Origin of the sequence: Paenibacillus athensensis (assembly GCF_004514475.2) — a bacterium.
Classification (GTDB): Bacteria; Bacillota; Bacilli; order Paenibacillales; family NBRC-103111; genus Paenibacillus_AL; species Paenibacillus_AL athensensis.
Genome location: NZ_MYFO02000014.1, coordinates 44,803 through 67,691, shown reverse-complemented (window position 1 = coordinate 67,691; position 22,889 = coordinate 44,803). Strand labels below are relative to the sequence as shown.

Genomic DNA, 22,889 nt, shown 5'->3' with positions numbered 1-22,889 from the left:
ATGGAGGAGTTTCGCAGAAAAACGCCCGAGGAGCTGCTGGCATCGATCCTGCGGCTGCGTCGCGGCACGTTAAAGGTCTACGTCGGTCCGGTTAGCGGCAGCGGTAAAACGTACCATATGCTCCGGGAAGGCCATGAATTGCGCAAGATGGGCATTGACGTTGTCATCTGCGCCGTATCCACCCTGCAGCGCCCGGAAACCATCGAGCAGTTGGGCGATCTGGAGCGGGTGCCGAGCTTGCGTTGGCGGAATAACGGAGCCGAATACAAGGATTTGAATCTGGATGCGCTGCTGGCGTGCAATCCAGAGGTGGTGCTTGTCGACGATCTTGCCCATCGCAACCGTCCCGGCGCACGCTTTCCGACAAGGCTGGAGGATATTCGTTTCCTGTTGGGCCTGGGTATCAGTGTGATTACGACGGTCAATGTGTATGAGCTGGCGGGCTACACAGAGCTGGCGCACAAGCTGACCGGCGTTGAAGTCAACTATTCGCTGCCGTCCGACACACTGGAGCTGGCCGATGAGGTGCGGCTGATCGATGTGACGCCGGAAACGCTTCTGACGCGACTGGCGGAGGGGCGTCTGAAGGGCAGCCCGGACCCGGCCGTTTTTCAGCGGGGCAATCTCGGTGTGCTGCGCGAGCTGGCGCTGCGATTGGTTGCCGATGGCGTCCATGAATCCTTGCGCGTCTATCGCGAGCGGCAGGGGCTGACCGGGCCGTCGGGTGCTGCGGAACGCATTCTGGTGTCAACGCAATATCATTGGAACGGCTCGATCTATGTGCGCAGAGGCCAACAAATTGCCAAGCGGCTGAACGGCGAGCTGATGGTCGTGACGTTTCGCCGCATGCGCTGGCCGTTGTCCTGGGAAGCGGCCGCATTTCGCCAGAGCATGGTCCAATTGGTGGACAAAATCGGCGGGGCCTTCGAGGAACTGCCGTTCAAGAGCCGCCGCTCCCTTGCTGCAGATCTGCTTCGTTATGCCGCAGAGCGCCGGGTGACGCGCATTGTGATGGGGCATACCAAGCATACCCGGTGGCAGGAGCTGTGGCAGGGCTCGGTAGTGAACACGATCATGAAGGCGTCGAAGCACATCGACGTTTTTCTTGTCGCGGATCGCGCCGAGCACGAAGGCGAGCGCATTTTGCCCGCGCGGCTCGCTACGGACCCGGAGGGGGACGGCTACCGCCGGCTCGGCGAGGTCGAGGTGGAAGCCCGTATCGGACAGATCCGGCGGGGCCGGTTGAAGGTGTATCTCGGGGCGGCTCCCGGTGTCGGCAAAACTTACACGATGCTTCGCGAGGGCAATGACGGTCTTGTCAAAGGCATCGATGTGCAGATCGGATTGCTGGAAACGCACAATCGCAAGGAGACGATCGCGCAGATCGGACGGCTTGAGGTCATTCCGCGCAAGCGGACGGTCTATCAGGGCGTCATGCTGGAGGAGATGGATACCGAAACGATCGTGAGCAAGCATCCCGAGGTGGTGCTGGTGGACGAATTGGCGCATACGAATGTGCCGGGGAGTCGACATAGCAAACGATACGAGGATGTGCTGGAGCTGCTGGAAGCCGGAATATCGGTCATCACGACGCTGAACGTGCAGCACCTGGAGAGCCTAAACGACGCGGTTGAGCACATTACGGGCATTCGCGTCCGGGAAACGGTCCCGGACCGCGTCCTGCAGCTGGCCGACGAGGTGCAGTTGGTCGACGTTGCCCCCGAGGCGCTGCGTCAGCGGATGCGCGATGGGAAGATCTATGCGAACGCCAAGGTGGAGCAGGCATTAAGCCATTTTTTTCAAGTTGGCAACCTGATTGCTTTGCGCGAGCTGGCGCTGCGGGAAATTGCAGATGATGTGGATGAGCGACTGGAGTCGCTTGAACGGACAAGCTCGCTGCGGGGGCCGTGGCGGCGGCTGGAGTCGATTTTCATATGCGTGAGCGATTCGCCGCATGCCGAGCGGTTGATCCGGCGCGGTTTTCGGACTGCTTATCGGCTGAAAGCCGCCTGGCACGTTCAATATGTCCATGTCGGACCGGCCATTGCCGAGGAGCTGAGGCGGCGACTGGACGCGCTGGAACGCCTGACGGTCAGTCTGGGCGGGACCTTCGGCATCGCGCAGGCCCGGCACGCCGGAATGATCGCCGACGTGCTTGCCGCCAAAGCCGAGGAAGCGGGAGCGACGCAACTGGTGATCGGCCAAGACAAGCGCTCCCGATGGCGACAATTGCGGCAGGGCTCGGTCGTCCAGCGGCTAATCCGTCGCTCGCGGCAGCGCGATGTGTTGATTGTGGCAGATTTTGATCCCCGCAATGGATTATAATAAGAGCAGGAGTTGAGCCAGCAGCGGGTGGGATGAAGATGAGGGAACAAGAAGAAGCGGTGAAACGGCGCGGGAGGACGTTCCCGGCGAGTTGGTTGCCTTACGGCGGGGTATTTGCGGCCGTAGCGGCACTAAGCGTTGTCCTGCACAGGTTTGAACTGGCTTTCGATCTGGTCAATATTGCGTTGATGTATTTGATTCCGGTGCTGGTGAGCGCGGTTTATTGGGGCATCGGGCCGTCGATTGCGGCTGCGGCGTCCGGCGTGCTGGCGTTTGATTTTTTCTTTGTACCGCCTTATTGGAGCTTTACGGTAGCCGACTTGCGTTACGTGGTGTCTTTCCTGATTTATCTGGCCGTGGCGGCGCTAACCTCGACGCTTGCCGCACGCCTGCGGAGACAGCGTGATTTTGCCCGGCAGCGGGAAGCGACGACGGCAACGCTGTATGCGATCAGCCGACAGATGACAGCAATGACCGATCTGCGTGGTTTGCTGGAGAGCATGGCGCGACAGGCGGCGGATACGACCGATATGCAGGTGGATATTTATGTTCCGGACGACACCGATGACCTGCAGGCGGTAGCATCCTGGCCCCTTACAGGCAACAGCGGGGCCACAGAGCCCGAAGCCGTTATCGCCAAGTGGGTTTACCGGCACGGCGAACGGGCCGGAAGAGGCACGCAAACGCTTGGTCAATCGCGCGGGCTCTACCTTCCGCTGCAGACGGAGGCGCAGGTGTACGGTGTGTTGGCTGTCCGTTGCGGCGGCCAGGAGCCGAGCAACGGCGTGGAGCCGGAGACGATGCGGCTGCTGGAGGCGATCGGCGGGCTGGCGGCGAGTGCGATAGCTCGGGTGAAGCTGGGCGAGGAGGCCAAGCTGGCCCATCTGACGGCGGAATCGGAGCGCATTCGCACCGCGTTGCTGGATTCCGTGTCGCATGAGCTGCGTACACCACTGGCTGCGATTATTGGTTCTGCCACCGGCTTGATCGACAACGATCGGCTGTTCTCGGCAGACGACCGGCTGGAGCTGCTTGGCGCGATCAAGGAAGGCGCTTTGCGGATGAATCGGCTGGTAACGAACTTGCTGGGTATGGTGCAGCTGGAGAGCGGCATGCTCCGCTTGCGCAAGAAATGGTGCGATATCAGCGACATGCTGGGCGTGGTGCTGGCTCAGGTCAAGGAGCTTCAGCAGCAGCGCCGGATTGTTGTCGCGCTGCCCGAGCTGCCGCTTTATTTGCCCGGCGACGAGGTGCTGCTGGAGCAGGTGCTGGTCAATGTGGTCAGCAATGCCATCAAATATTCGCCGGACGGCAGTACGATTGAAATAACGGTGACCAAGGAGGAGCATGCCGTGAGCATCGCTGTTAAAGATACCGGCATAGGTATATCAGAGGCTGATCTGGAGCGGGTTTTCGATAAGTTCTACCGCTCAGTCGCCACGAAGCGGATTCCGGGCACGGGTCTTGGGCTGGCGATCTGCAAAGGGATCGTGGAGGCGCACGGCGGCCTTATTACCGCTGCATCCAACGCGGGGCAAGGCGCGACGATGACGATCACGTTGCCCACGGTTGCGTCGGACGTGCCGGAAACGCCGTCGGAGACGGAGGAGACGACGTGATGACGACAGCGCATGGAGCGCGAATTTTGATTGTCGATGACGAGCCGCAAATTCGCAAGCTGCTGAAGGTAACGCTGCAGGCGCATCAATTTGACGTGATCGAAGCGGCGTCCGGCGAGGACGGCTTGTATCAGGCCGGTATCGCGCACCCGGATCTGGTCGTGCTGGATCTCGGTCTGCCGGGCTTGACGGGAATGGAGGTGCTGCAGCGGATTCGCGAGTGGGCGGCCATGCCGATTATCGTCTTGACGGCCAGAGAGCGGGAGGAAGATAAAATCGCGGCGTTGGACGGGGGAGCGGACGACTACGTCACCAAGCCGTTCGGGATGGGCGAGCTGCTCGCAAGAATTCGCGTGGCGTTGCGTCATGCATCTTCGCCGGAGCCGGAGCCGGTGCTGCGCTTCGGCCCGTTGACCATCGATTTACCGCAGCGGATCGTCGAGCTGGAAGGCAGGCGGCTCAAGCTTACGCCCACGGAGTATGATTTGCTGAAAATGCTGGCTGCCCATGCCGGCAAGGTGGTTACCCACAAACAGCTGCTAAAGCAGGTGTGGGGCGCGCATCATCACGAATCCGACAGCCACTACCTGCGCATTTATATCGGACACTTGCGGAAAAAGCTGGAGGAGGATCCGATGCGGCCGAGGTTTATTGAGACTGAGCCGGGTATCGGATATCGTTTTTTGCTGCCTTCGTAAGCGGCTCCAGCTTCATGATTGCTGATTGAAAAACAGATGAACAGGCAGCTTGCGGACATTGTGTCGCCGAGGCTGCCTTTTTGGCGTAGAGGTGATCCGTTTCAAGCGGGTTCCTGCCTGAAACAGATGGTCAGCAAGGTATTTTGACTCTTTCTACTCATTTTAATCGAGGTGGTACGGGATATAATAAAGTTCAGATAGAGGAAGGGCGACACGGAACGGTGTGCCGGAGGAGGTTAACAAGGATGCATCGCACTCAACGCCAGCAGCGGAATACCGAGGGAATCCGCAAATTCAGCGAGCAGAAGACGCGCGAGGCGTATCTGAAAGCAGAAGCAGCGATTCATAAGCTGACCAGAGAGCAGTATAAGGTCAATTTCAACACCGTGGCGCTGGAAGCGGGCGTTTCCAAGCCGTTTTTGTATTCGCAGCCGGAGCTTCGGACTCGCATCGAAAGCCTGCGGGAGCAGACGGAGCAGGCCGTTGCGCCGTTTGGTTTGTTGTATGAGGAGTTAAGGAAGGAAAACGAGGATATGAAAAAGGAGCTGAAGCGGCTGCGCGCGCTGCTGAACCGTTCGCTGCCGCGGGCCGATTCAATAACGTAAACAAGGTGGATGTTCATTTTTCGTTCAAATTGATAGCCCCAAGGGGTCATGCTTCCTAAGCCGCAGGCTTTTATAATCAGGTGTGTCGGCGCCGACTTGCTGATTATAGAGTAGGGAGTGGAAGAAATGGGTTTTCCGACAATCGATTTCGGATGGCTGGGCAACGGGAACCTGATTGGCATGATGGCTGTGTTGCATGTCATGATCAATCATGCGGTCGCGATTGGCGGCTCGATCCTGATGGTATCCATCGAATTTGTCGCTGTTCGGCAAGGAAATGAACGGCTTGAAGCTTTTGCGCGCAGGCTGAGCAAATGGATTCTGATGATTACGACGACGGTCGGGGCGATGACTGGGGTGGGCATCTGGTTTACAACCACGGTGATCGAGCCGTATGCGATCGGTTCTTTGCTGCGGATTTTTCATTGGGCCTGGTTCACGGAGTGGCTGGTGTTTGTTACCGAGGTCGTTCTGATTCTGGTGTATTATTACACGTGGGATCGCTGGAGCGGCAGCAAGAAAAAATGGCATTTGCGAACAGGTGTCGCTTTATGTGTCGCGTCGTGGTTTACGCTGGTGTTGATTACCGGCATTCTGGCAGCGCAAATTAACCCGGGCAACTGGGTGGAGACATTATCGTTCTGGAGCGCGTTTTTCAATCCAACCTGGGTGCCGTCCACGCTGTTCCGCACCTTTGCCGCCATTACGCTGGGCGTGGCGCTGCTGACGCCAATCAACCGCTGGTTCGTCAAGGACGAACGGGACCGTCATGTCGTGCTCAAGGTGTACGGCAAATGGCTGATCGCTTCCGTACCGTTGATGCTCCTGTTCGGCGTGTGGTACCAGCATTCGTTGCCGGAGAAAGCCAAAACGCTGGTGGTCTGGGGCTCAGGTATGAACGATTTTACGTTTAATTTCGTGAATATGACGGGTCTTGTGCTGATGTTTGTTCTTGGTGTGTTGCTGCTGGAGGGCAAATCGAGATTTTCCGCAATCTTGACGGTATTTACGGCTTTATTTTCGCTGATGCTGCTGGCTGAGTTCGAAATTGTGCGGGAAAATATTCGCAAGCCGTATGTTGTATACAACTACATGTATGCCAATGGCGTGTTAAAATCGCAGGTAGACACGTTCCGCAAGGAAGGAATGCTGGTCAGCTCGCCATTTACTTCTGTCAAGGAGATTACCGAAGAAAACAAAATTCAAGCGGGAGAAGAGCTGTTCCGCATGCAGTGCATCGTATGTCACAGTATCGACGGCGTGCGGCGCTCCCGGGCCATGACGGTACGTACGGCCGGCTGGACCGAAGAGGCGATCGCAGCCTTTATCCCTCATATGAACGAAGCGCGTCCGGTCATGCCTCCTTTTGCCGGCACTGATGCCGAGGTTAAGGCGCTTGCGGCGTACATTCACCAGATGACTGCCGAACAAAACGCCGACTAAACAAGGAGGAAGGACTTCTTTTATGAACATGTTTGCTTATCTAGTGACGAAATCTCCGGTGCCCAACGATTTGGAGTTGGTCATTCCCGGCGATTTGCCTTTATTCGAAGTGCTGCTGGTAGCGGGCTTCATCCTGCACATTATCTTCGTCAACATTCTGGTGGCCGGAACGGTATCGGCGATCTATAACGAAATCAAAGGCATTCGCATGGGCCATAACGTCTTTGATCAATTGTCCTACAGGCTGGCAACGCAAATCTCCATTTTCAAAAGCATTGCGGTTGTGCTGGGCATTGCTCCGCTGTTGATTATCAGCACCATCTATACGCAATTTTTTTATCCGTCAACCATTCTGATCGGCAAAATGTGGCTGACGCTGATTCCGCTCCTGATCGTCGCATTTCTCGCGCTGTATGTGTACAAGTTCACCTGGCAGCGTTGGCAAACCCGCAAAAAGCTGCATCTGGCCTTCGGCCTGCTGGGCATGCTGATTCTGCTGTTCGTCCCGCTGCTGTTCATCACCAATGTCGCTTCGATGCTGCAGCCGGAGCTGTGGGAGCCCGGACGCGGCTTCTGGCGATCGTTATTCGCCTATCCGACGATTTGGCAGCGTTACCTGCACTTCATGGCCGCCAGCTTCAGCATGATGGGGCTGTTCATGTACGGATGGGGCAAGCGCAGAGAGCGTAAGGATTCCGATTCCGTCCCTGTCTGGACCGAATACGCCGCATACGGCAAAAGGATGGCCGCTTTGTTTACGGCGCTGCAGCTGCTGGCCGGACCGATGCTGCTGCTCAGTATGGATAAACGGGTCAAGTCGATGTTTCTCGGCGGCTCCTGGTTCCACACCGGCCTCTTGACGGCAGCGATCGGATTGGCGCTCGTCCTGCTTTGGCTGCTGCTGCGGCTCGCCAAACAGGATAACAAGCGACTGTTCCTCGCTTCATTGGCGTTGCTGCTGCTCGCGGTCACCCTGATGAGCTGGATCCGGCACGAGGTCAGGGAGCTGTATCTGGCTCCTTATATGGAAGAAGCGCCGCGAACGCTGCAAAAGTAGCGGATTCGGCTCGCAATTGGCAGCTCAATGGGAAGTACCGCGCGTGGCCATCGCTCGAAAGAGCCATTTTGTCGCGGTTCAAGGGGAAAGGGTGAACCAGATTCACCCTTTTTGCCGTCCCAACGACCATGCAGCGATAACAGGAAGAGCTGCCAACTGGATTTCGGCGAAGAAGGAGAAGGGATGAGAGGGCAGGGGTGAAGGGTCGGAGGGCAGAAGCGGTATGACCGACACAGAAGCAAACAAGCAGCAGGGGCGCGAAATGCGCCGTCCTGCTGCTTGTTGTTAGCGTGATGGATGGGCTGCATCCGTGCTGATGCGAGCCTCTTGTGTATTCTTGTCCGTGCTTGTGTGCGCGGGCTTATTTTTTTCCCGCGAGCCATTGCGCCAGATTGGCAACCTCTTCATTTTTCAGCTGCGTCTTGAAGGCTGGCATCATGCCGCCTCCGTTCTGGATTTGCTTGTAAATTTGCTCAGGCGTAAGCTTGCCGCCGATTTGCTGCAAGTTGGGTCCGGCTCCGCCCTGCAGCTCTGCGCCGTGGCAGGCCAGGCAGCTTTTCTTGTAGATCGCTTCGGCGGCTGCGGCGTCCAGCGTTACCTCCGGCATTTGCGAAGCCTTGGCGGCTTTCTGCTCATCGGCCGTATGGCTGGCGGCTTTGTCGAACAACACGCCCAGTCCGAGCACGCAGGCGGAGCAAAATAAAGCGAGCATGATCCATTTTTTCATGAGTAAACGCCTCTTTTCCGTCTCATTTGGCCAGTTGAACAATCGCTTGTTCGACTTCATCTTCGTTCATGTTTTCGCCCATATCGAATACTCGGCGAATGTATCCGTCTTGATCAATCAGAAACAGCGAGCGGATGGAATGCGCGAACTGCCCGTCGTTCTGCTTGACGACCATCAGGCCGAAATCATTGGCGGTCTTCAGCGTTTCTTCTTCCGTGCCGCGAATCAGCGTCCAGTTGGCGGTATCGATGCCAAACAGCTTGGCGTATTCGGCCAGCGCATCGGGCGTGTCGCGCTCGGGATCGAAGGTGATGCTGAGGAATTGCACCTTGTCGCCCCACAGCTTGGCGCTCTTCAGGTTCTCTTGAAGGTGGGCCATATGCGAGGTGGTCGCCGGGCAAATATCGGGGCAGCTGGCGAAGAAAAATTCCAGCAGCCGGGTTTTACCGGCGGAATCGCTCAGCTTGACGGGCTGATCTTGCAGGTTCTGCAGGGTGAAATCGGGAGCCGCTTTAATTCGGGGCAGCGACTCCGTCCCTTGGCGGAACCATACGGCGATACACACGACGATAGCGGCAAAAATGACAAGCGTGAACACCCGCAGCCAAGGGCGCTTCCGGGTTGGATCGGTGGACATGGGATCACTTCCTTATTGAGCGTCCACGGTAAACTGCTTTTGCGGCATGGTGTGCATGCCGGCTGCGGTTACATGCGAGCGCACCGTGTAGGCGCCGGCTTCCGCAAAGGTGCTTTCTGCAGCAAACACGCCGTTGCCTTTGGAGGAGGCGACGATCTGCTCATGCTCCGCGGTTTGTCCGTCCTTCCAGAATTCGAACTTGACCTCTTCCACATCGGTAACGGGCTGGCCGTCTTGCGTCAGCACGGCTTTCACCTCGGTCCGGTCTCCGGCTTTAGGGTGATCGGGCGTCAATTGCACCTCCACCTCAATCGGCTTCATCGAGCCGTGATGCATATTGCCCATATCCATGTCATTCTTGCCGGACGGGCTGCAGCCTGTAAAGATCAGGGCCGCGGCGAATACCGGCAGCAGCCATTTGCTTGCAGGTCGCATCTTAGGTCACTCCTTGTCCAATCATAACGTTCGTTACATCCCTTGTTATTATATCCGGCCTGCCCGGCCATGCCATGACCAGAAAGAGCTATAGCGCGCAACGAGAATTGAACATTTCATGACGTCGCGGCACAAGCGGGGGCGAATAGCTCTTCCGGGTCATTTGTAATTCGGGGGATTGGCGTATAGTAAAGGGGAAACCACGATTTCGTATAAACAGGAGACGCTATGACGTATAAACAAATCAAATGGCTTATCTTGATTATCCCGCCCTTGACGTTAATGGCCTGGGAATATGCACGGCACCATCTGTTTATGGATTACATGTCGATGGAAGTGGGCAACTGGCTCGCTCCGCTGATTGTGCTGGCGGTCAGCATCACCTTCTTGCGCAGGCTGTTCACGATGCTGGAAGCGACGCAGGAGGAGCTGAACCGCGAGCGCTTTGCGCAAATCGCTTCGAAGGAGCGGGAGAAAATCGCCAGAGAGCTGCACGACGGCATTGCGCAGTCGCTGTTCCTGATGTCGATTCGCATGGATCAGCTGGAGCAGACCGAGCAGGCGGCGGCAACCGGCGAGCTGCGCCAAACGGTCCACCAGGTCAATGAATACGTCAGACAAGCAATCTCCAACCTGCGGTATCCGACCGATCCGGCGGCGCTGCCGTGGATGCAGTATCTGGAAAGCATGGTGGCCGATCTGTCGCGCGAGTCGGGGCTGGCGGCCGAGTGGGATTGGCAGCTGACAGAGGAGCAGCTGACGGCCAAAGAGAAGGTGGAGCTGTACGCATCGATCCGTGAGGCGCTGTTGAACGTGCGCAAGCATGCCAAGGCGCAGCACGTATGGATCCGCAGCAGCGAACAGCCCGGAGGCTGGACGTGCTCCGTCATTGACGACGGGCAGGGGGCAGAGGAGCCGCGAGAGGAACAATCGGGACGCTACGGCTTGAAGATCATGCGGGAGCGGGCGGCGGAAATGGGCTGGCAGCTGCGTTTTGGACGGGATGATGGCAAGACGATACTGGAAATTCGCAAGGAGGGCGGCTAAGTGATGCAGCCATTTCGCGTGCTGATTGTGGACGATCATCATCATGCCCGGGAAGGAATGCGGGCGATTCTGAGCATGGACCCTTCGTTCGAGGTGGTAGCCGAGGGGCGCAGCGGGGAAGAAGCGATGAGCCTGACGGAAGAATGGATGCCGGATTTGATTCTGATGGACATCAATATGTCGCCAATGGACGGGCTTGAAGCGGCCAAACGGATCAAGGACAAGTTTCCTTATGTCAAAATTGTGATGGTTACTGTATCGGATGATATAACCCATCTGTTCGAGGCGCTCAAAAAAGGCGCGCAGGGCTATCTGATGAAAAACCTCAACCCGCAATCCTGGCATGAATATTTGCGTGCGATTGCGCTGGACGAGGCGCCGATGTCGCGGGAGTTGGCGTACCGCTTGCTGCAGGAGTTCTCCCAGCAGCAGGAGAAGCCTGAAGCAGTGCAGAGCCCGATTACCGGACGCGAGCGGGAAATTCTCGAATGGGTGGCCGGCGGCAACTCGAACCGGGAAATTTCCGAAGGTCTTGGCATTTCCGAGCACACCGTCAAAAATCATTTGAAAAATATCATGCAAAAGCTGCAAATGGAAAACCGCGTCCAGCTGACGCGTTATGTGTTTGAACAGGGCTGGCTGAAGGATAAAAAAAGATAGGCGCACAGCGCCTGCTCGCGGATCGTGTCCCCGATGGGACAGCGATCCTTTTTTATGCGTGTTCACGTAAAGCTGCCCCGGAACAAATAGCCGACGCCCCAATCGGTGCCCACCAGCGCCGCCGCTGCGCGTGAGACGGCATGCAGCTTCTCGCGGATGCGCTTGATATGCGTGTCGACCGTGCGGAAATCGCCGCTGGGCAGGTTGCGCCAGACGCGATCGAACAGCTCGGCGCGCGTGAAGACGCGGCCGGGGTTTTCGGCCAGATAGACGAGCAAATCAAATTCTTTCAAGGTCAGCGACACGGGGATGCCGTCAGCAAATACCTGGCGGGCGGAGAGGTCGATCAGCAGGTTCGGGTACAAAATGCAGTTCGACGCAGCCGGCATGGCAAAAAAATCAGCCGATGCCGAGCGCCGCAAAATCGCTTTCGCACGGTGGACGACCTCGCGCGGACTGAACGGCTTGCTGACGAAATCGTCCGCTCCGGCCTCGAAGCCGACCAGGCGGTCCGTCTCTTCCCCTCTGGAGGTCAGCATCAGTACGGGAGTGCGTTTGGTCGCTCTCAGCTCGCGGCACAGCTCGGGCCCGCTCATGCCGGGCAGCATCCAGTCGAGCACGATCAGGTCGTAGTCGGCTTGCGTGGCCTTGATCAGCGCCAGCCGTCCGTCCGCCGCTTCCTCTATGGCGAAGCCCTCCTTCTCCAAATACATGCGCAGCAAACTGCGCAAGCGATCCTCGTCGTCAACGATCAGAATACGGTAGCCGGCTTCGTTTTGCATGATGAGTCTCCTTTTTGCAACGGTGTTTTCCTAACTATACTCGCTTCGCGCCGTGTTCGGCATGACGCAAACGGGCTAACCGGTGGGCCGATTGGGGCTCGTTGGCGGCGTTGTCCGGCGGTTATTGACTACTTTGTGACAATTGGCGGGACGGTGCCGAAATTTCGCAAGGATATAGCTCTTTCGCGTCATTTAGAAATCGGATGAATTGCTTATAGTAAGAAGGACAATCTAGGAAAGAGGGGGCTGCTAGTGACCTTTTCCAATCTGATCAAGCTGGTCGGGATCGACGCCATGTTTACGCCGGAGCTGCTGATTGTATCGGGGCTGCTCGTTTTGTATTATTGGGTAGCCGTTACCCCATCGGGCCCGGGCAAGCTGCAGGGAGCCGGTCCTACCGTTGGACAGCGGCTGGCTTTTACGACCGGCTGTGTGATATTTTATATCGGCTTCGGCGGTCCGCTGAACGTGATGGGCCATCTGTTGTTCAGCGTTCACATGCTCCAGCAGGCGCTATTATATCTGTTGATGCCGCCGCTGCTGTTGGCCGGGCTCCCGGAGTCGTTCTATGCCTACGTATTGGGCAAGCGCGTGCTGGGCTCGGTGATCCGCGGTCTGACGCGGGCGATTCCGGCGATGCTGCTGTTCAATTTCGCTTTCTCGGTGTACCACTGGCCGCCGCTGTTTGATTTGGCGATGTCCAACTTCTGGGTGCATAATACGGCTCATCTGGCGCTGCTGTTCACCGCGATATGCTTGTGGTGGCCGATCTTTTGCCCGACTGCGTGGTATCCGGGGTTTTCAGGACTCAAGAAGGTGGGGTATATCTTTATGAACGGCATCCTGCTGACGCCGGCCTGCGCCTGCATCACGTTTGCCGGAACGGCTTTGTACGAGCTGTATACGGCCGGCACGCACACGCTGTGTACGCCGTTCTATACGTCGGAGCTCGACACGACCGGGCTGATCGATTTTCTGACGCCTGTAGAGGATCAGCAGTTGGGCGGCGTCGTGATGAAAATTACGCAGGAGATCATTTACGGCACGGTGCTGGGGCTGGTGTTCTTTCGTTGGTACCGTGAGGAAAAACGCGAGGATGACGAGCCTGCTTCGCCTCCGCAGAAGTATTCCCTGTCCTGAGGGGCGGCTGCCCGGCTTTAATCAATCAAGCATAAGGAGAATGATGACGATGAACCAAGTACGACATTGGCGCAAAAAGATTCTGGCTCTCGGCGGGCTGACCCTGCTCGCTTGCGGCTTGGCTGCTTGCGGCGGCAATTCGGCCAGCGAGCCTGCAGATCACGAGCAAGCGACGACGACGGCTGCGCCGACTGCGCAAGCGGGCGCGGGGGCCGACGCGGAAGCACTGTACAAGAGCAACTGCTTGTCCTGTCACGGCGGGAATCTGGAGGGCAAGATCGGCCCGTCGCTGGCCAAGGTCGGCGGCAAGCTCGACGAAGCGAAGATCGCGGCCAAGATCAACAACGGCGGCGGCGGGATGCCGGCTTTCAAGTCGACGCTCAAGGAGCAGGACGTGCAGGCGCTGGCAGCTTGGCTGAGCAGCAAAAAATAAGCGGCAGTTACCGGCGGCAGGAAGCCGCAGCGATCGCGCAGGGGGACCCGGACAGGGCCCGCCTGCTTTTTTGTTGTGCGGCCGCGGGGAGGATTATTTTTCCTGCAAAATAGGAATTGAAACGTTTCCAAAAACGTGATAAGATACATTCATCAGCAAGAAAGGCAGGAGGCAAAAGTCATGGCGAGCTTGAAGGATGTCGCGGATTTGGCCGGCGTCGGCGTAGGAACGGTATCGCGCGTGGTCAACAACCACGTTTCGGTCAAGCCGAAAACGCGGGAGAAGGTCATGGAAGCGATCAAGGCGCTGAACTATATTCCCAACGAGGTAGCCCGGAACTTCAAGATGCAGCGCTCCAATATGGTCGCTTTGCTGCTGCCGACGATCTGGAACCCGTTTTTCTCCGAGCTGGCGTTTTATATCGAGGATGAGCTGGACCACGCCGGCTTCAAGCTGCTGCTGTGCAATAGCGGCGGCAAGCCGTCCAAGGAGCTTTATTATTTTGACGTGCTGAATCAGAACAAGGTCGCCGGCATTCTCGGCATTACCTACAACGATATCGACAGCAGCATCGACACCCAGATTCCGATTGTCAGCATTGACCGCCATTTCTCCAAATCGATCACCTGCGTCACGTCGGACAACTATGCCGGTGGGCGGATGGCGCTGCGCGAGTTGGTCAAGGCCGGAGCGAAGAAGCCGGCATTTGTTGGTGTCGTGACCTCTGTGTACAGCGAAACGATGCTGCGCAAGATGGGCTTCGTCGATGAAGCCGCGGCGCTTGGCGTTGACTGCCTCGTCTACGAGGAGCCGGACCCTGTGGCCGACGAAGGGCAATTCTTCCGCAATTTCTTGAATCGGGCCGAGCATCGCGAGGCCGATGGCGTGTTTGCGATTACCGACATGTTCGCGGCGCAGTACATCGATCAGGTCGGCAGCTACGGGATTCGCGTTCCCGAGGATGTCAAGGTGATCGGCTATGACGGCATTCAGAACAGTGCGTTGTTCCATCCGATCCTGTCGACGATCCGCCAGCCGGTCGAAGAGATGGCCCGCATGTCGGTGCAGCTGCTGCTGCGCAAGATCGACGGCCAGGAGCCAGAGGAGCTGACGTATCGGCTGCCTGTGGAATTCAGACCCGGCGAGACGACGTGAAGCGTCGTTGGTCCGGGCTGCGGCTAGGCCGCCGCGCCGAGCGAGGAGGTGCGCGGAGCCGGGGCAGACTCGGGCGAAGGAAGGGACTGCAGGGTATTTTGGAAACGTTTCAAAAAAATCCTGCCGCTCCTCTGCATAATCCAAAATCAACCAACGCATACTTATAATTTTGGAAACGTTTCTATTCTAGCTTAAAGAAAGCGAGGCCCACCGATGATGAAGCCAACCGCAGCGGCTCTGAAGCCGTCGGACGCCCAGGCAGCCAGCAGCGGCCGGAGACGGCGCTTGAAGGCGATTGCCGGCAATTATCAATTGTATTTATTTTTGCTTCCTACGCTGGTGTTTTTTGCGATTTTTGCTTATTGGCCGATGTACGGGGTGACGATTGCCTTTAAGGATTTTTCCGTCTCCAAGGGGATTTTGGGCAGTCCGTGGGTCGGGTGGAAGCATTTTGAGCGCTTTTTCGATTCGTTTAACTTTTGGGATCTGATGGGCAATACGCTTGGTTTGAGTCTGCTGGGGCTGTTGATTACGTTCCCGCTGCCGATCATTCTGGCGTTGTCGCTCAATCAGGTGACGCATCTGCGGTTCAAAAAATTCGTGCAAACGACGGTGTACGCGCCGTTCTTTATCTCGACGGTCGTTCTGTCGGGCATGGTGCTCGTCTTCCTGTCGCCGACAGGCATCGTCAATCAGGCGCTTGTGCATCTGGCGGGCCACTCGCCGATCCTGTTCATGTCCAAGCCGGAATATTTCAAAGCGGTTTATATTTTATCCGATGTGTGGCAGGGCACGGGGTTCGGGGCAATCATCTACATGGCGGCGCTGGCCGGGGTCAATCCGGAAATTCACGAAGCGGCCATTATGGACGGCGCGACGAAATGGCAGCGCGTACTGCACGTAGACCTGCCTTCGATTATGCCAACTGCCGTCATTCTGCTCATTCTCGCTGTCGGCAATGTAATGAACATCGGGTTCGAGAAGGCGTACCTGCTGCAAACGCCAACGAATCTGCCGGCTGCGGAGATTATATCCACCTATGTGTACAAGGTCGGCTTGAAGCAGTCGCAATACAGCTTTTCGGCCGCGGTGGGGCTGTTTAACTCGGTCATTAATCTTATTTTGCTGGTCACGGTCAACAAGGCCGCCAAGAAGCTGTCCAACACCAGCTTATTCTAGGAGGAAGCACGATGAACGATTTGCTGTCGAAATCGAAGCTGCGCTCGCGCGGCGACATCTGGTTCGATGTGATCAACTACGCGGTTCTCGCCGCGGTGGCGCTTGCGGTCATTTACCCGTTATATTTCGTGTTTATTGCTTCATTCAGCGATCCGTCGGCTGTCATTAACGGCGAGATGTGGATTGTACCCAAGGGGGTCACGCTGGAAGGGTACGCGCGGATTTTTAAGGAAACGAGCATTTGGACCGGCTATCGCAATACGCTTGTGTACACGACTGTGGGAACGACGATCAACGTTGTGCTGACGCTGCTTGCGGGCTATGCGCTGTCGCGCCGCGACCTGTACGGCCGTCAGGCGATCATGATTTATTTGCTGATTACGATGTTCTTCTCCGGCGGTTTGATTCCGACGTATCTGGTGGTCAAGAAGCTGCATCTGGTCAATACGATGTGGGCGCTGATTTTGCCTAAGGCGGTGTCGCTGTTCAACATCATCATTGCGCGGACGTTTTTTCAGGAGACGATTCCGCAGGAGCTGCTGGAGCAATCGCGAATCGACGGCTGCTCGGACGTCAAATTTTTTCTGCGCGTGGCGCTGCCGCTATCTAAAGCCATAATTGCCGTGCTGGCGCTGTTCTACGCCGTCGGCTATTGGAATTCGTTCTTCGACGCGCTGATTTATCTCGGCGATGAGAAGATGTACCCGCTGCAGCTGGTGCTGCGCAATATTTTGGTCGTGCAAAATGAAATGGCCAGCCAATTCGTCTCCGACGTGCAGTCGGCGGACGTGCAGCAGCGCATTGCCAGCCTGCTCAAATACGGGGTGATCATCGTCGCTTCGCTGCCGCTGCTGGTCGTGTATCCGTTCATTCAGCGGTATTTCGTCAAAGGCGTCATGATCGGCAGCGTGAAGGGCTAAGCGGAGACGGCGGGAACGGGCCATAAAGCCCGTCAGCCGGGCTGACCCAAGCGGCAGGAAGGCGATTCTGCAAGGAGGTGCTTGCCAGGGAGAAGGTAGAGGCAGGACGATCAGGGAGAGCATCACGGCATCATACGAGATTTCTTATTCATAACAGGGAGGTTGCAGATATGAAAAAAAGCTTAACTACATTCATGGTAGTCGTTTCCGCAGGGATGGTATTCACGGCATGCTCGGATTCGGGCTCCGATTCCGGTAGCGCGCCGACGCCGGCAGCGGCTCAAGTCAACACAGCCGGTTACCCGATTGTCAAAGATAAGGTGACGCTCAAATTCGTTTCGCCCAAAAATCCGCTGGCGCCGGCCTTCGGCGACATGACGTTCTTCAAAAATCTCGAAGCGCAGTCCAATGTGCACATTGAATGGAACAACATACCGTCAGACGGCTATCAGGAGAAGAAAAACCTGCTGATCGCCACGAACGATTTGCCGGACGCGTTTTACAACGCCGGCTTTAGCGATTACGACTTGACCAAGCTGGGCAGCGAAGGCACGATTATCCCGCTGGAGACGCTGATCGATCAATACATGCCGAACCTCAAGGCGTTATTGGAAAAACGGCCCGATCTGAAGGCGATCGTGACCGCGCCGGACGGCCATATCTACTCGCTGCCGTATGCCGAGGAAATGAATCTGGTCAACATGCCGAACCAGATGTTCATCAACAAAACCTGGCTCGACCAGCTCGGTCTGAAGATGCCGACGACGCTGGAGGAGTACCACGATGTGCTCAAGGCGTTCAAGGAAAAAAATCCGAACGGCAAAGGCACGGTCATTCCGCTCTCGTTCTGGTTCCAGGGCTGGTGCGGCAACGAAGGCGATTTGCTCGGCATGTTCGGCGCGCCGGACGTGTCGATGGACGATCACCGCATCGTCAAGGACGGCAAGGTGCTGTATGCGGTGGCGATTCCCGAGTATAAAGAGGCGATTGCTTATTTTCACAAATGGTATGAGGAAGGCTTGATCGATCCGGAAATCGCCACGGTTGACGGTGAAAAGCTGAAGGCCAAGGGCAAAACGGCCGACGAAACGCTCGGCTCGTTCATCTGGTGGGAAGGCCCTGAAATCGTCGGTCAGGATCGGATGAAGGACTACGCGCTGCTGCCGCCGCTGAAAAACAAGGATGGCAACATCGTCATCGGCAAAACGAACTACTCGGAGTATTCCCGCGACTCCTTCGTCATTACGAAAACCAACAAAAGCCCCGAGGTCACGGCGCGTTGGGCCGACCAGCTCTACGAGGCCAAAACCGGCATTCAGGCGCATTGGGGGCCGATCGGCGAGGTGTATAAGGAAGAGAACGGCAAGCTGGTGAACCTGCCGGTGCCGGAGGGGACGACAGCCGGTGAATACCGGATCAAGGTCGCGCCAAACGGGCCGCTGGCGGTGACAAAGGAGCAATTCGGCACGCTGGTGGACATGGAGCCGCGCGCGAAGCAGCGTCTGGACGAGCTGCAGCAATATTACTTCCCTTATCAGGTGAAGGAAAACTATCCGTTCGTATTCCTGTCCGCCGACGATCTGGACAAGGTCAACCAGATTGAGACGCAGCTGAAGGAATATACGAAGCAAATGAAGGCGAAATGGCTGATGGAAGGCGGCGTGGATGCCGAATGGGACAGCTATCTGAAGAAGCTGGATCAAATCGGCCTGCAGGATTACCTGACGATCTATCAGAAGGCGTATGACGAATTCAAAAAGGCCGGCCAATAAAAAGCCGCTTCGACACTGTGCAAGCCGGGACGAAGATATCCTTGTTCCGGCTTGAGTTGTGTACGGGCAGGCGGAGGATTTCTTGGACTGCGGGAGGATGGAGCAAGCGATGACGACAGGAGCAAATGCAGGAGCATACAGGGAAAAGTATCGGCCCCAGTACCATTTTACGCCGCCGACCATGTGGATGAACGATCCGAACGGCATGGTGTATTTTGAAGGGGAATACCATTTGTTTTACCAGCATCATCCGGACGGCATGACCTGGGGGCCGATGCATTGGGGCCATGCCGTAAGCCGCGATCTCGTTCATTGGGAGCATTTGCCGATTGCGCTGGCGCCGGACGGCAACGGCGCGATTTTCTCGGGGAGCGCGGTGGTCGACTGGACCGACAGCTGCGGGCTGCTCGGCGGCCGGCCCGGGCTGGTGGCGCTGTTCACGCACGCCGACCACTATCCCGGATCGACGCGTCCGCGCCAACGGCAAAGCCTGGCGTACAGCACGGACCGCGGCCGGACGTGGACGATGTACGCCGGCAATCCGGTGCTGAGCGACGAGCGGTTCACCGATTTTCGCGACCCTAAGGTGATCTGGTACGAGCCGGGCGCATATTGGGTGATGGTACTCGCGGCGGGTGACCGGGTGCGGCTGTACACGTCCGGCGATTTAAAGGCGTGGACGTTCGCCAGCGAATTTGGCGCGGACGAAGGCTCGCACGACGGCGTCTGGGAGTGCCCGGATTTGATCGAGCTGCCGGTGGAAGGCAGCGCGGGGCAGCGCAAGTGGGCGCTGCTGGTCAGCATCGGCGATCATCCGGAGCTGGCCGACGGATCGAAGACGCAGTATTTCGTCGGCAGCTTCGACGGTCTGGCGTTTGTGAACGAAGCGTCGGCGGAAAGGGTGCTGTGGCTCGATCACGGCCGCGACAACTACGCCGGGGTGACGTGGGCGGATGCGCCGCGAGACGGCGGGCGGAAGGTGGCGGTGGGCTGGATGAGCAACTGGAAATATGCCAACCAGACGCCGACCAGCACCTGGCGCAGCGCGATGACGCTGCCGCGCGAGCTGAGCCTGCGCGAGACGCCGGAGGGGCTGCGGCTGGTGCAGCGCCCGATTTCCGAGCTGCAGGGGCTGCGGCAAGCCGGACGGGAGGTGCTGCTGCGGGACGCTGCCGTCGAGCCGGGCGAGAACCTGCTCGCCGGCGTCTGCGGTGATGTCTACGAGCTGGTGTGCGAGCTGGAGCCGGGGACAGCCGCCGAGATCGGCTTCAAGCTGCGGACCTCGGCGGAGGAAGAGACCGTGATCGGCTACCGGGCTGCCGAGCAGACGCTGATCGTCGATCGCCGCCGGTCGGGCGAAAGCAGCTTTCACGACGGCTTTGCCTGCCGGCATGAGCTGCGCGTCCCACTGCGGAAGGGACGCTTGCGGCTGCAGCTGTTCGTCGATCAATCGTCGGTCGAGCTGTTCGTCCATGACGGAGAAATCGTGCTGACCGATCAGATTTTCCCCGACCCGGCCAGCACAGGGCTTGCGCTGTATGCTGAGGGCGGCGAGGGCCGCGCGGTGGAGCTGCAATTGTACCCGCTCAAGTCGATGTATGCGCTGGTGGGGGTATAAGGGCAGGAGACTAGGGTGCGCGGAAGCGACAGGCCAAGGACACACTTTTACCATTGGGTAAAGGTGTGTTTTTGCTGTGGATTCGGGACGCTCTGGAAGAAATTGTGTTATGATGATGAGGAAACTATGTGTGAAAAACAACGTGAAACATGGTAAAAGAGGGGCTGAGATGACATACATTGCTCATATTCGTGCAAGCGATAAAAAAATTCAAAGTGTTGAAGAGCATTTGCGTGGAGTTCAAAAGTTGGCGGAGGTATATGGTGAAAAAATTGGAGTCAAGTACGTTGCTGGTCTTGCAGGCATGCTTCATGATATGGGTAAATATACGGAAGCCTTTCAAACTTATATTATTGAGGCAGTAAACAATCCTGATGCTCCTCCAAGGCGCGGGAGCGTCGACCATTCCACAGCTGGAGCCAGATTGCTCTTTCAAATGCTTCACACGTGGCCGCCTGAGCCAATGAAGTGGGTTCTTGCGGAGTTGGTGGGCAATGCGATTTTATCTCATCATTCGTATCTCCATGATTTCTTGAGCCCGAATCTGGAGTCTCCCTATTTGCGACGTGTGAAAGAAGTCGAATTGAAAGAGTTTGAACGCTCCAAGGCATGTTTTTTTCAGTATATGTTAGATGAAGAGGAACTACGAAAATACGTAGCTAAGGCGCTTGCGGAGCTGGAAGCATATCTGAATCGGTTCGGCTCAGCTGGAGCAGAAAGCCAGCTCATGTTTTTAAGCAAATTTGTCTTTAGTGCATTGATTGATGCTGATCGTACCAATACGCGACTGTTTGAAGAAAACAAATCAGAGGAGGTTGTGCCGTGCCGAGGGGAGTTGTTTGACTCCTATTATCAAAGATTGTTGGACAGGCTCGATTCTTTTGAAATAGAAACAGATATTGACGTACTCAGAAGACAAATGTCTGAGCAATGCGAGCAATTTGCAAAAAAGCCTTCAGGCATATATACGCTTTCCATCCCGACAGGGGGCGGTAAAACGCTGGCCAGCTTGAGATATGCGCTCAAGCATGCTTGTAAATATCAAAAAAAGCATATCATTTATGTCGTTCCATATACGACGATTATTGAACAAAATGCAGAAGAAGTGCGGAGGATTCTAAAGGATGACCAGCATATTCTGGAGCATCATTCGAACGTAGTTGACGATGTTGACGACGATGATGAAAATGAAGATGGATTTGTCCAAGTTCGACAGAAATTAAAGCTGGCAAAAGATAATTGGGATTCACCGATTATTTTTACCACGTTGGTGCAATTTTTAAATGTGTTTTATGCCAAGGGCAGCAGAAATATTCGCAGACTGCATCATCTATGCGAATCCGTGATTATTTTCGATGAAGTACAGAAGGTTCCTGCTTCTTGTGTTTCTTTATTCAATCTTGCTTTGAATTTTTTGAATAAGGTTGGTAAATCCAGTCTTATTCTTTGCACGGCTACACAGCCTGCGTTAGATTCGGTTAAATATCAGTTGGAGATCGACGAACATGCGGAGATCATTCCTGATCTGGATCGCGTAGAAAAAGCTTTTAAAAGGGTAGAAATCGTGGATCGGGTGCAGGGGAAACCGTTCGATACGAATCAATTGGCTGAACTCATACATGAACAAATGACTGAGTTGCAAAGTGTGCTTGTTATTTTGAATACTAAAGCCGTCGTGAAGCGATTGTACCGCCAATTGGCAGAGAGTGATTTTCCAGTTTATCATCTTAGTACCGCTATGTGCGCTGCGCATCGCAAGCATATCCTCCAGCAAGTGAAAACTCATTTGGAGCGCAAAGAGAAGGTACTGTGTATCAGTACGCAGTTAATTGAAGCGGGGGTAGACATCAGCTTTGAATGTGTGATTCGTTCCTTGGCCGGCTTGGATTCATTAGCTCAAGCTGCGGGAAGATGTAATCGTCATGGCAAGGATAAGAGCAGGAACGTCTACCTGATTGATCATGAAGAGGAGAAATTAAGTCGGTTGAAAGAAATTTCAAGGGGAAAGCAGTGTGCTGGGAAATTGCTTCGGGATTTACAGCGAGACCCGAGCCTGCATCAAGGTAATATTTTGTCCGGACAGGCAATGAAGCGGTACTTCATGGAGTTTTACGGGGAACTGACTTCATCGTTGGAATATTTCATCCCCGGTTTAGAATTAAATATGACGGAGCTGCTAACAGCCAACAGAAATAACAGTTCATATAATCTCGCTTATAAGGACAATAAAAGGAAGGCACTACCCTTATGTCTTGTTAATAGCTACAGAACTGCTGCGGAGAACTTTGATGTGATTGATCAACAAGGCAAATCGGTGATCGTGCCGTTTGGAGATAAAGGCAAAGACATCATCGTGGCTCTCAACGGTGAAGAGTGTATCGAGCTTGTTTCCCGGCTATTGCGCCAAGCTCAGCAATACACGATTCAATTGTTCGACCACGAGTGGAGGGAGCTTGGAAGAAATGGCGGCTTGGTCAGCTTAGCGGAAGGCAAGATTTGGGCGCTAAAAGAGTCTGCTTACAGCGACGAATACGGATTGGCTGTAGAAAATGATGGAAGCATGGAGATGAATATGATCTAAAGGGAAAAAACCTGTCGATGTGACAGGTTTTTCTTCAACTTCAAGCATTATATCCT

20 protein-coding genes are annotated in these 22,889 nt (G+C 55.9%); 16 read left to right on the top strand and 4 right to left on the bottom strand.

Annotated elements, in window-relative coordinates; genetic code table 11:
• The 6 genes from B5M42_RS20770 to B5M42_RS20745 all read left to right on the top strand — a co-directional run bounded on the left by B5M42_RS20770 (nt 1) and on the right by B5M42_RS20745 (nt 7,747).
• Nucleotides 1–2,325 carry a universal stress protein gene (locus B5M42_RS20770; protein ID WP_134754205.1) on the top strand — a complete coding sequence of 775 codons (2,325 nt, stop codon included), beginning with the start codon at nt 1–3 and terminating at the stop codon, nt 2,323–2,325.
• Between the two features lie 38 nt (nt 2,326–2,363).
• Nucleotides 2,364–3,944, top strand: a complete 1,581-nt coding sequence (locus B5M42_RS20765) for an ATP-binding protein (RefSeq protein WP_134754203.1) — start codon at nt 2,364–2,366, stop codon at nt 3,942–3,944.
• The gene (locus B5M42_RS20760) at nt 3,944–4,642 is read left to right on the top strand and encodes a response regulator (RefSeq protein WP_134754201.1); all 699 of its coding nucleotides are present in this window, start codon (nt 3,944–3,946) and stop codon (nt 4,640–4,642) included. The genes B5M42_RS20765 and B5M42_RS20760 overlap by 1 nt, the downstream gene beginning before the upstream one ends.
• A 245-nt stretch (nt 4,643–4,887) precedes the next feature.
• Nucleotides 4,888–5,247 (top strand): DUF6262 family protein, encoded by a 360-nt coding sequence (locus tag B5M42_RS20755; RefSeq protein ID WP_134754199.1) that lies wholly within the window; start codon nt 4,888–4,890, stop codon nt 5,245–5,247.
• 126 nt (nt 5,248–5,373) lie between these two features.
• Complete coding sequence (locus B5M42_RS20750) at nt 5,374–6,690, top strand: c-type cytochrome (protein WP_134754197.1); 1,317 nt, start codon at nt 5,374–5,376, stop codon at nt 6,688–6,690.
• Nucleotides 6,691–6,712: 22 nt separating this feature from the next.
• A complete protein-coding gene (locus tag B5M42_RS20745; protein WP_134754195.1) occupies nt 6,713–7,747 on the top strand; it encodes a cytochrome c class I in 1,035 nt (344 codons plus the stop codon).
• Nucleotides 7,748–8,108: 361 nt separating this feature from the next.
• Here the strand turns inward: B5M42_RS20745 and B5M42_RS20740 are convergent, their stop codons facing one another.
• From B5M42_RS20740 to B5M42_RS20730, 3 genes are read right to left on the bottom strand one after another with little or no spacing between them, the layout of a single operon-like run.
• Entirely contained in the window at nt 8,109–8,474 is a 366-nt protein-coding gene (locus tag B5M42_RS20740; RefSeq protein WP_134754193.1) for a c-type cytochrome, read from the bottom strand.
• A gap of 22 nt (nt 8,475–8,496) precedes the next feature.
• Nucleotides 8,497–9,111, bottom strand: a complete 615-nt coding sequence (locus B5M42_RS20735) for an SCO family protein (RefSeq protein WP_134754191.1) — start codon at nt 9,109–9,111, stop codon at nt 8,497–8,499.
• A gap of 12 nt (nt 9,112–9,123) precedes the next feature.
• Complete coding sequence (locus B5M42_RS20730) at nt 9,124–9,546, bottom strand: FixH family protein (protein ID WP_134754189.1); 423 nt, start codon at nt 9,544–9,546, stop codon at nt 9,124–9,126.
• A 228-nt stretch (nt 9,547–9,774) separates the two neighbouring features.
• Here B5M42_RS20730 and B5M42_RS20725 point away from each other — a divergent pair, with 228 nt between their 5' ends.
• Together B5M42_RS20725 and B5M42_RS20720 are read left to right on the top strand one after the other, a co-directional pair.
• Nucleotides 9,775–10,593: a sensor histidine kinase gene (locus B5M42_RS20725; RefSeq protein WP_134754187.1), complete on the top strand. Its 819-nt coding sequence runs from the start codon at nt 9,775–9,777 to the stop codon at nt 10,591–10,593.
• Between the two features lie 3 nt (nt 10,594–10,596).
• Nucleotides 10,597–11,253, top strand: coding sequence for a response regulator (locus tag B5M42_RS20720; protein WP_134754284.1), 657 nt, complete (start codon nt 10,597–10,599; stop codon nt 11,251–11,253).
• 62 nt (nt 11,254–11,315) lie between these two features.
• On the opposite strand, the gene B5M42_RS20715 is transcribed toward B5M42_RS20720, so the two are convergent.
• The gene (locus B5M42_RS20715; protein WP_134754185.1) at nt 11,316–12,035 is read right to left on the bottom strand and encodes a response regulator transcription factor; all 720 of its coding nucleotides are present in this window, start codon (nt 12,033–12,035) and stop codon (nt 11,316–11,318) included.
• Between the two features lie 252 nt (nt 12,036–12,287).
• Between B5M42_RS20715 and B5M42_RS20710 the strand changes: the two genes are divergently transcribed.
• The 8 genes from B5M42_RS20710 to cas3 all read left to right on the top strand — a co-directional run bounded on the left by B5M42_RS20710 (nt 12,288) and on the right by cas3 (nt 22,833).
• A complete protein-coding gene (locus B5M42_RS20710) occupies nt 12,288–13,175 on the top strand; it encodes a cytochrome c oxidase assembly protein (protein ID WP_134754183.1) in 888 nt (295 codons plus the stop codon).
• 49 nt (nt 13,176–13,224) lie between these two features.
• Nucleotides 13,225–13,608: a c-type cytochrome gene (locus tag B5M42_RS20705; RefSeq protein ID WP_134754181.1), complete on the top strand. Its 384-nt coding sequence runs from the start codon at nt 13,225–13,227 to the stop codon at nt 13,606–13,608.
• 180 nt (nt 13,609–13,788) lie between these two features.
• A complete protein-coding gene (locus B5M42_RS20700; protein ID WP_134754179.1) occupies nt 13,789–14,763 on the top strand; it encodes a LacI family DNA-binding transcriptional regulator in 975 nt (324 codons plus the stop codon).
• Between the two features lie 216 nt (nt 14,764–14,979).
• Nucleotides 14,980–15,942, top strand: a complete 963-nt coding sequence (locus B5M42_RS20695; RefSeq protein WP_134754283.1) for an ABC transporter permease — start codon at nt 14,980–14,982, stop codon at nt 15,940–15,942.
• Nucleotides 15,943–15,953: 11 nt separating this feature from the next.
• The gene (locus B5M42_RS20690) at nt 15,954–16,862 is read left to right on the top strand and encodes a carbohydrate ABC transporter permease (protein ID WP_134754176.1); all 909 of its coding nucleotides are present in this window, start codon (nt 15,954–15,956) and stop codon (nt 16,860–16,862) included.
• Between the two features lie 215 nt (nt 16,863–17,077).
• Nucleotides 17,078–18,634 carry an ABC transporter substrate-binding protein gene (locus tag B5M42_RS20685; RefSeq protein ID WP_407946136.1) on the top strand — a complete coding sequence of 519 codons (1,557 nt, stop codon included), beginning with the start codon at nt 17,078–17,080 and terminating at the stop codon, nt 18,632–18,634.
• Between the two features lie 109 nt (nt 18,635–18,743).
• Complete coding sequence (locus B5M42_RS20680) at nt 18,744–20,252, top strand: glycoside hydrolase family 32 protein (RefSeq protein ID WP_230633087.1); 1,509 nt, start codon at nt 18,744–18,746, stop codon at nt 20,250–20,252.
• Between the two features lie 169 nt (nt 20,253–20,421).
• Nucleotides 20,422–22,833, top strand: coding sequence for a CRISPR-associated helicase Cas3' (cas3, locus tag B5M42_RS20675; protein ID WP_134754282.1), 2,412 nt, complete (start codon nt 20,422–20,424; stop codon nt 22,831–22,833).
• Nucleotides 22,834–22,889 lie beyond the last annotated feature (56 nt).

What these genes read in the sequence shown, in the direction of transcription:
- B5M42_RS20770 (WP_134754205.1), top strand. Translation starts at nt 1, where the DNA reads ATGGAGGAGTTTCGCAGAAAAACGCCCGAGGAGCTGCTGGCATCGATC.
- B5M42_RS20765 (WP_134754203.1), top strand. Translation starts at nt 2,364, where the DNA reads ATGAGGGAACAAGAAGAAGCGGTGAAACGGCGCGGGAGGACGTTCCCG.
- B5M42_RS20760 (WP_134754201.1), top strand. Translation starts at nt 3,944, where the DNA reads ATGACGACAGCGCATGGAGCGCGAATTTTGATTGTCGATGACGAGCCG.
- B5M42_RS20755 (WP_134754199.1), top strand. Translation starts at nt 4,888, where the DNA reads ATGCATCGCACTCAACGCCAGCAGCGGAATACCGAGGGAATCCGCAAA.
- B5M42_RS20750 (WP_134754197.1), top strand. Translation starts at nt 5,374, where the DNA reads ATGGGTTTTCCGACAATCGATTTCGGATGGCTGGGCAACGGGAACCTG.
- B5M42_RS20745 (WP_134754195.1), top strand. Translation starts at nt 6,713, where the DNA reads ATGAACATGTTTGCTTATCTAGTGACGAAATCTCCGGTGCCCAACGAT.
- B5M42_RS20740 (WP_134754193.1), bottom strand. Translation starts at nt 8,474, where the DNA reads ATGAAAAAATGGATCATGCTCGCTTTATTTTGCTCCGCCTGCGTGCTC.
- B5M42_RS20735 (WP_134754191.1), bottom strand. Translation starts at nt 9,111, where the DNA reads ATGTCCACCGATCCAACCCGGAAGCGCCCTTGGCTGCGGGTGTTCACG.
- B5M42_RS20730 (WP_134754189.1), bottom strand. Translation starts at nt 9,546, where the DNA reads ATGCGACCTGCAAGCAAATGGCTGCTGCCGGTATTCGCCGCGGCCCTG.
- B5M42_RS20725 (WP_134754187.1), top strand. Translation starts at nt 9,775, where the DNA reads ATGACGTATAAACAAATCAAATGGCTTATCTTGATTATCCCGCCCTTG.
- B5M42_RS20720 (WP_134754284.1), top strand. Translation starts at nt 10,597, where the DNA reads ATGCAGCCATTTCGCGTGCTGATTGTGGACGATCATCATCATGCCCGG.
- B5M42_RS20715 (WP_134754185.1), bottom strand. Translation starts at nt 12,035, where the DNA reads ATGCAAAACGAAGCCGGCTACCGTATTCTGATCGTTGACGACGAGGAT.
- B5M42_RS20705 (WP_134754181.1), top strand. Translation starts at nt 13,225, where the DNA reads ATGAACCAAGTACGACATTGGCGCAAAAAGATTCTGGCTCTCGGCGGG.
- B5M42_RS20700 (WP_134754179.1), top strand. Translation starts at nt 13,789, where the DNA reads ATGGCGAGCTTGAAGGATGTCGCGGATTTGGCCGGCGTCGGCGTAGGA.
- B5M42_RS20695 (WP_134754283.1), top strand. Translation starts at nt 14,980, where the DNA reads ATGAAGCCAACCGCAGCGGCTCTGAAGCCGTCGGACGCCCAGGCAGCC.
- B5M42_RS20690 (WP_134754176.1), top strand. Translation starts at nt 15,954, where the DNA reads ATGAACGATTTGCTGTCGAAATCGAAGCTGCGCTCGCGCGGCGACATC.
- B5M42_RS20685 (WP_407946136.1), top strand. Translation starts at nt 17,078, where the DNA reads ATGGTATTCACGGCATGCTCGGATTCGGGCTCCGATTCCGGTAGCGCG.
- B5M42_RS20680 (WP_230633087.1), top strand. Translation starts at nt 18,744, where the DNA reads ATGACGACAGGAGCAAATGCAGGAGCATACAGGGAAAAGTATCGGCCC.
- cas3 (WP_134754282.1), top strand. Translation starts at nt 20,422, where the DNA reads ATGACATACATTGCTCATATTCGTGCAAGCGATAAAAAAATTCAAAGT.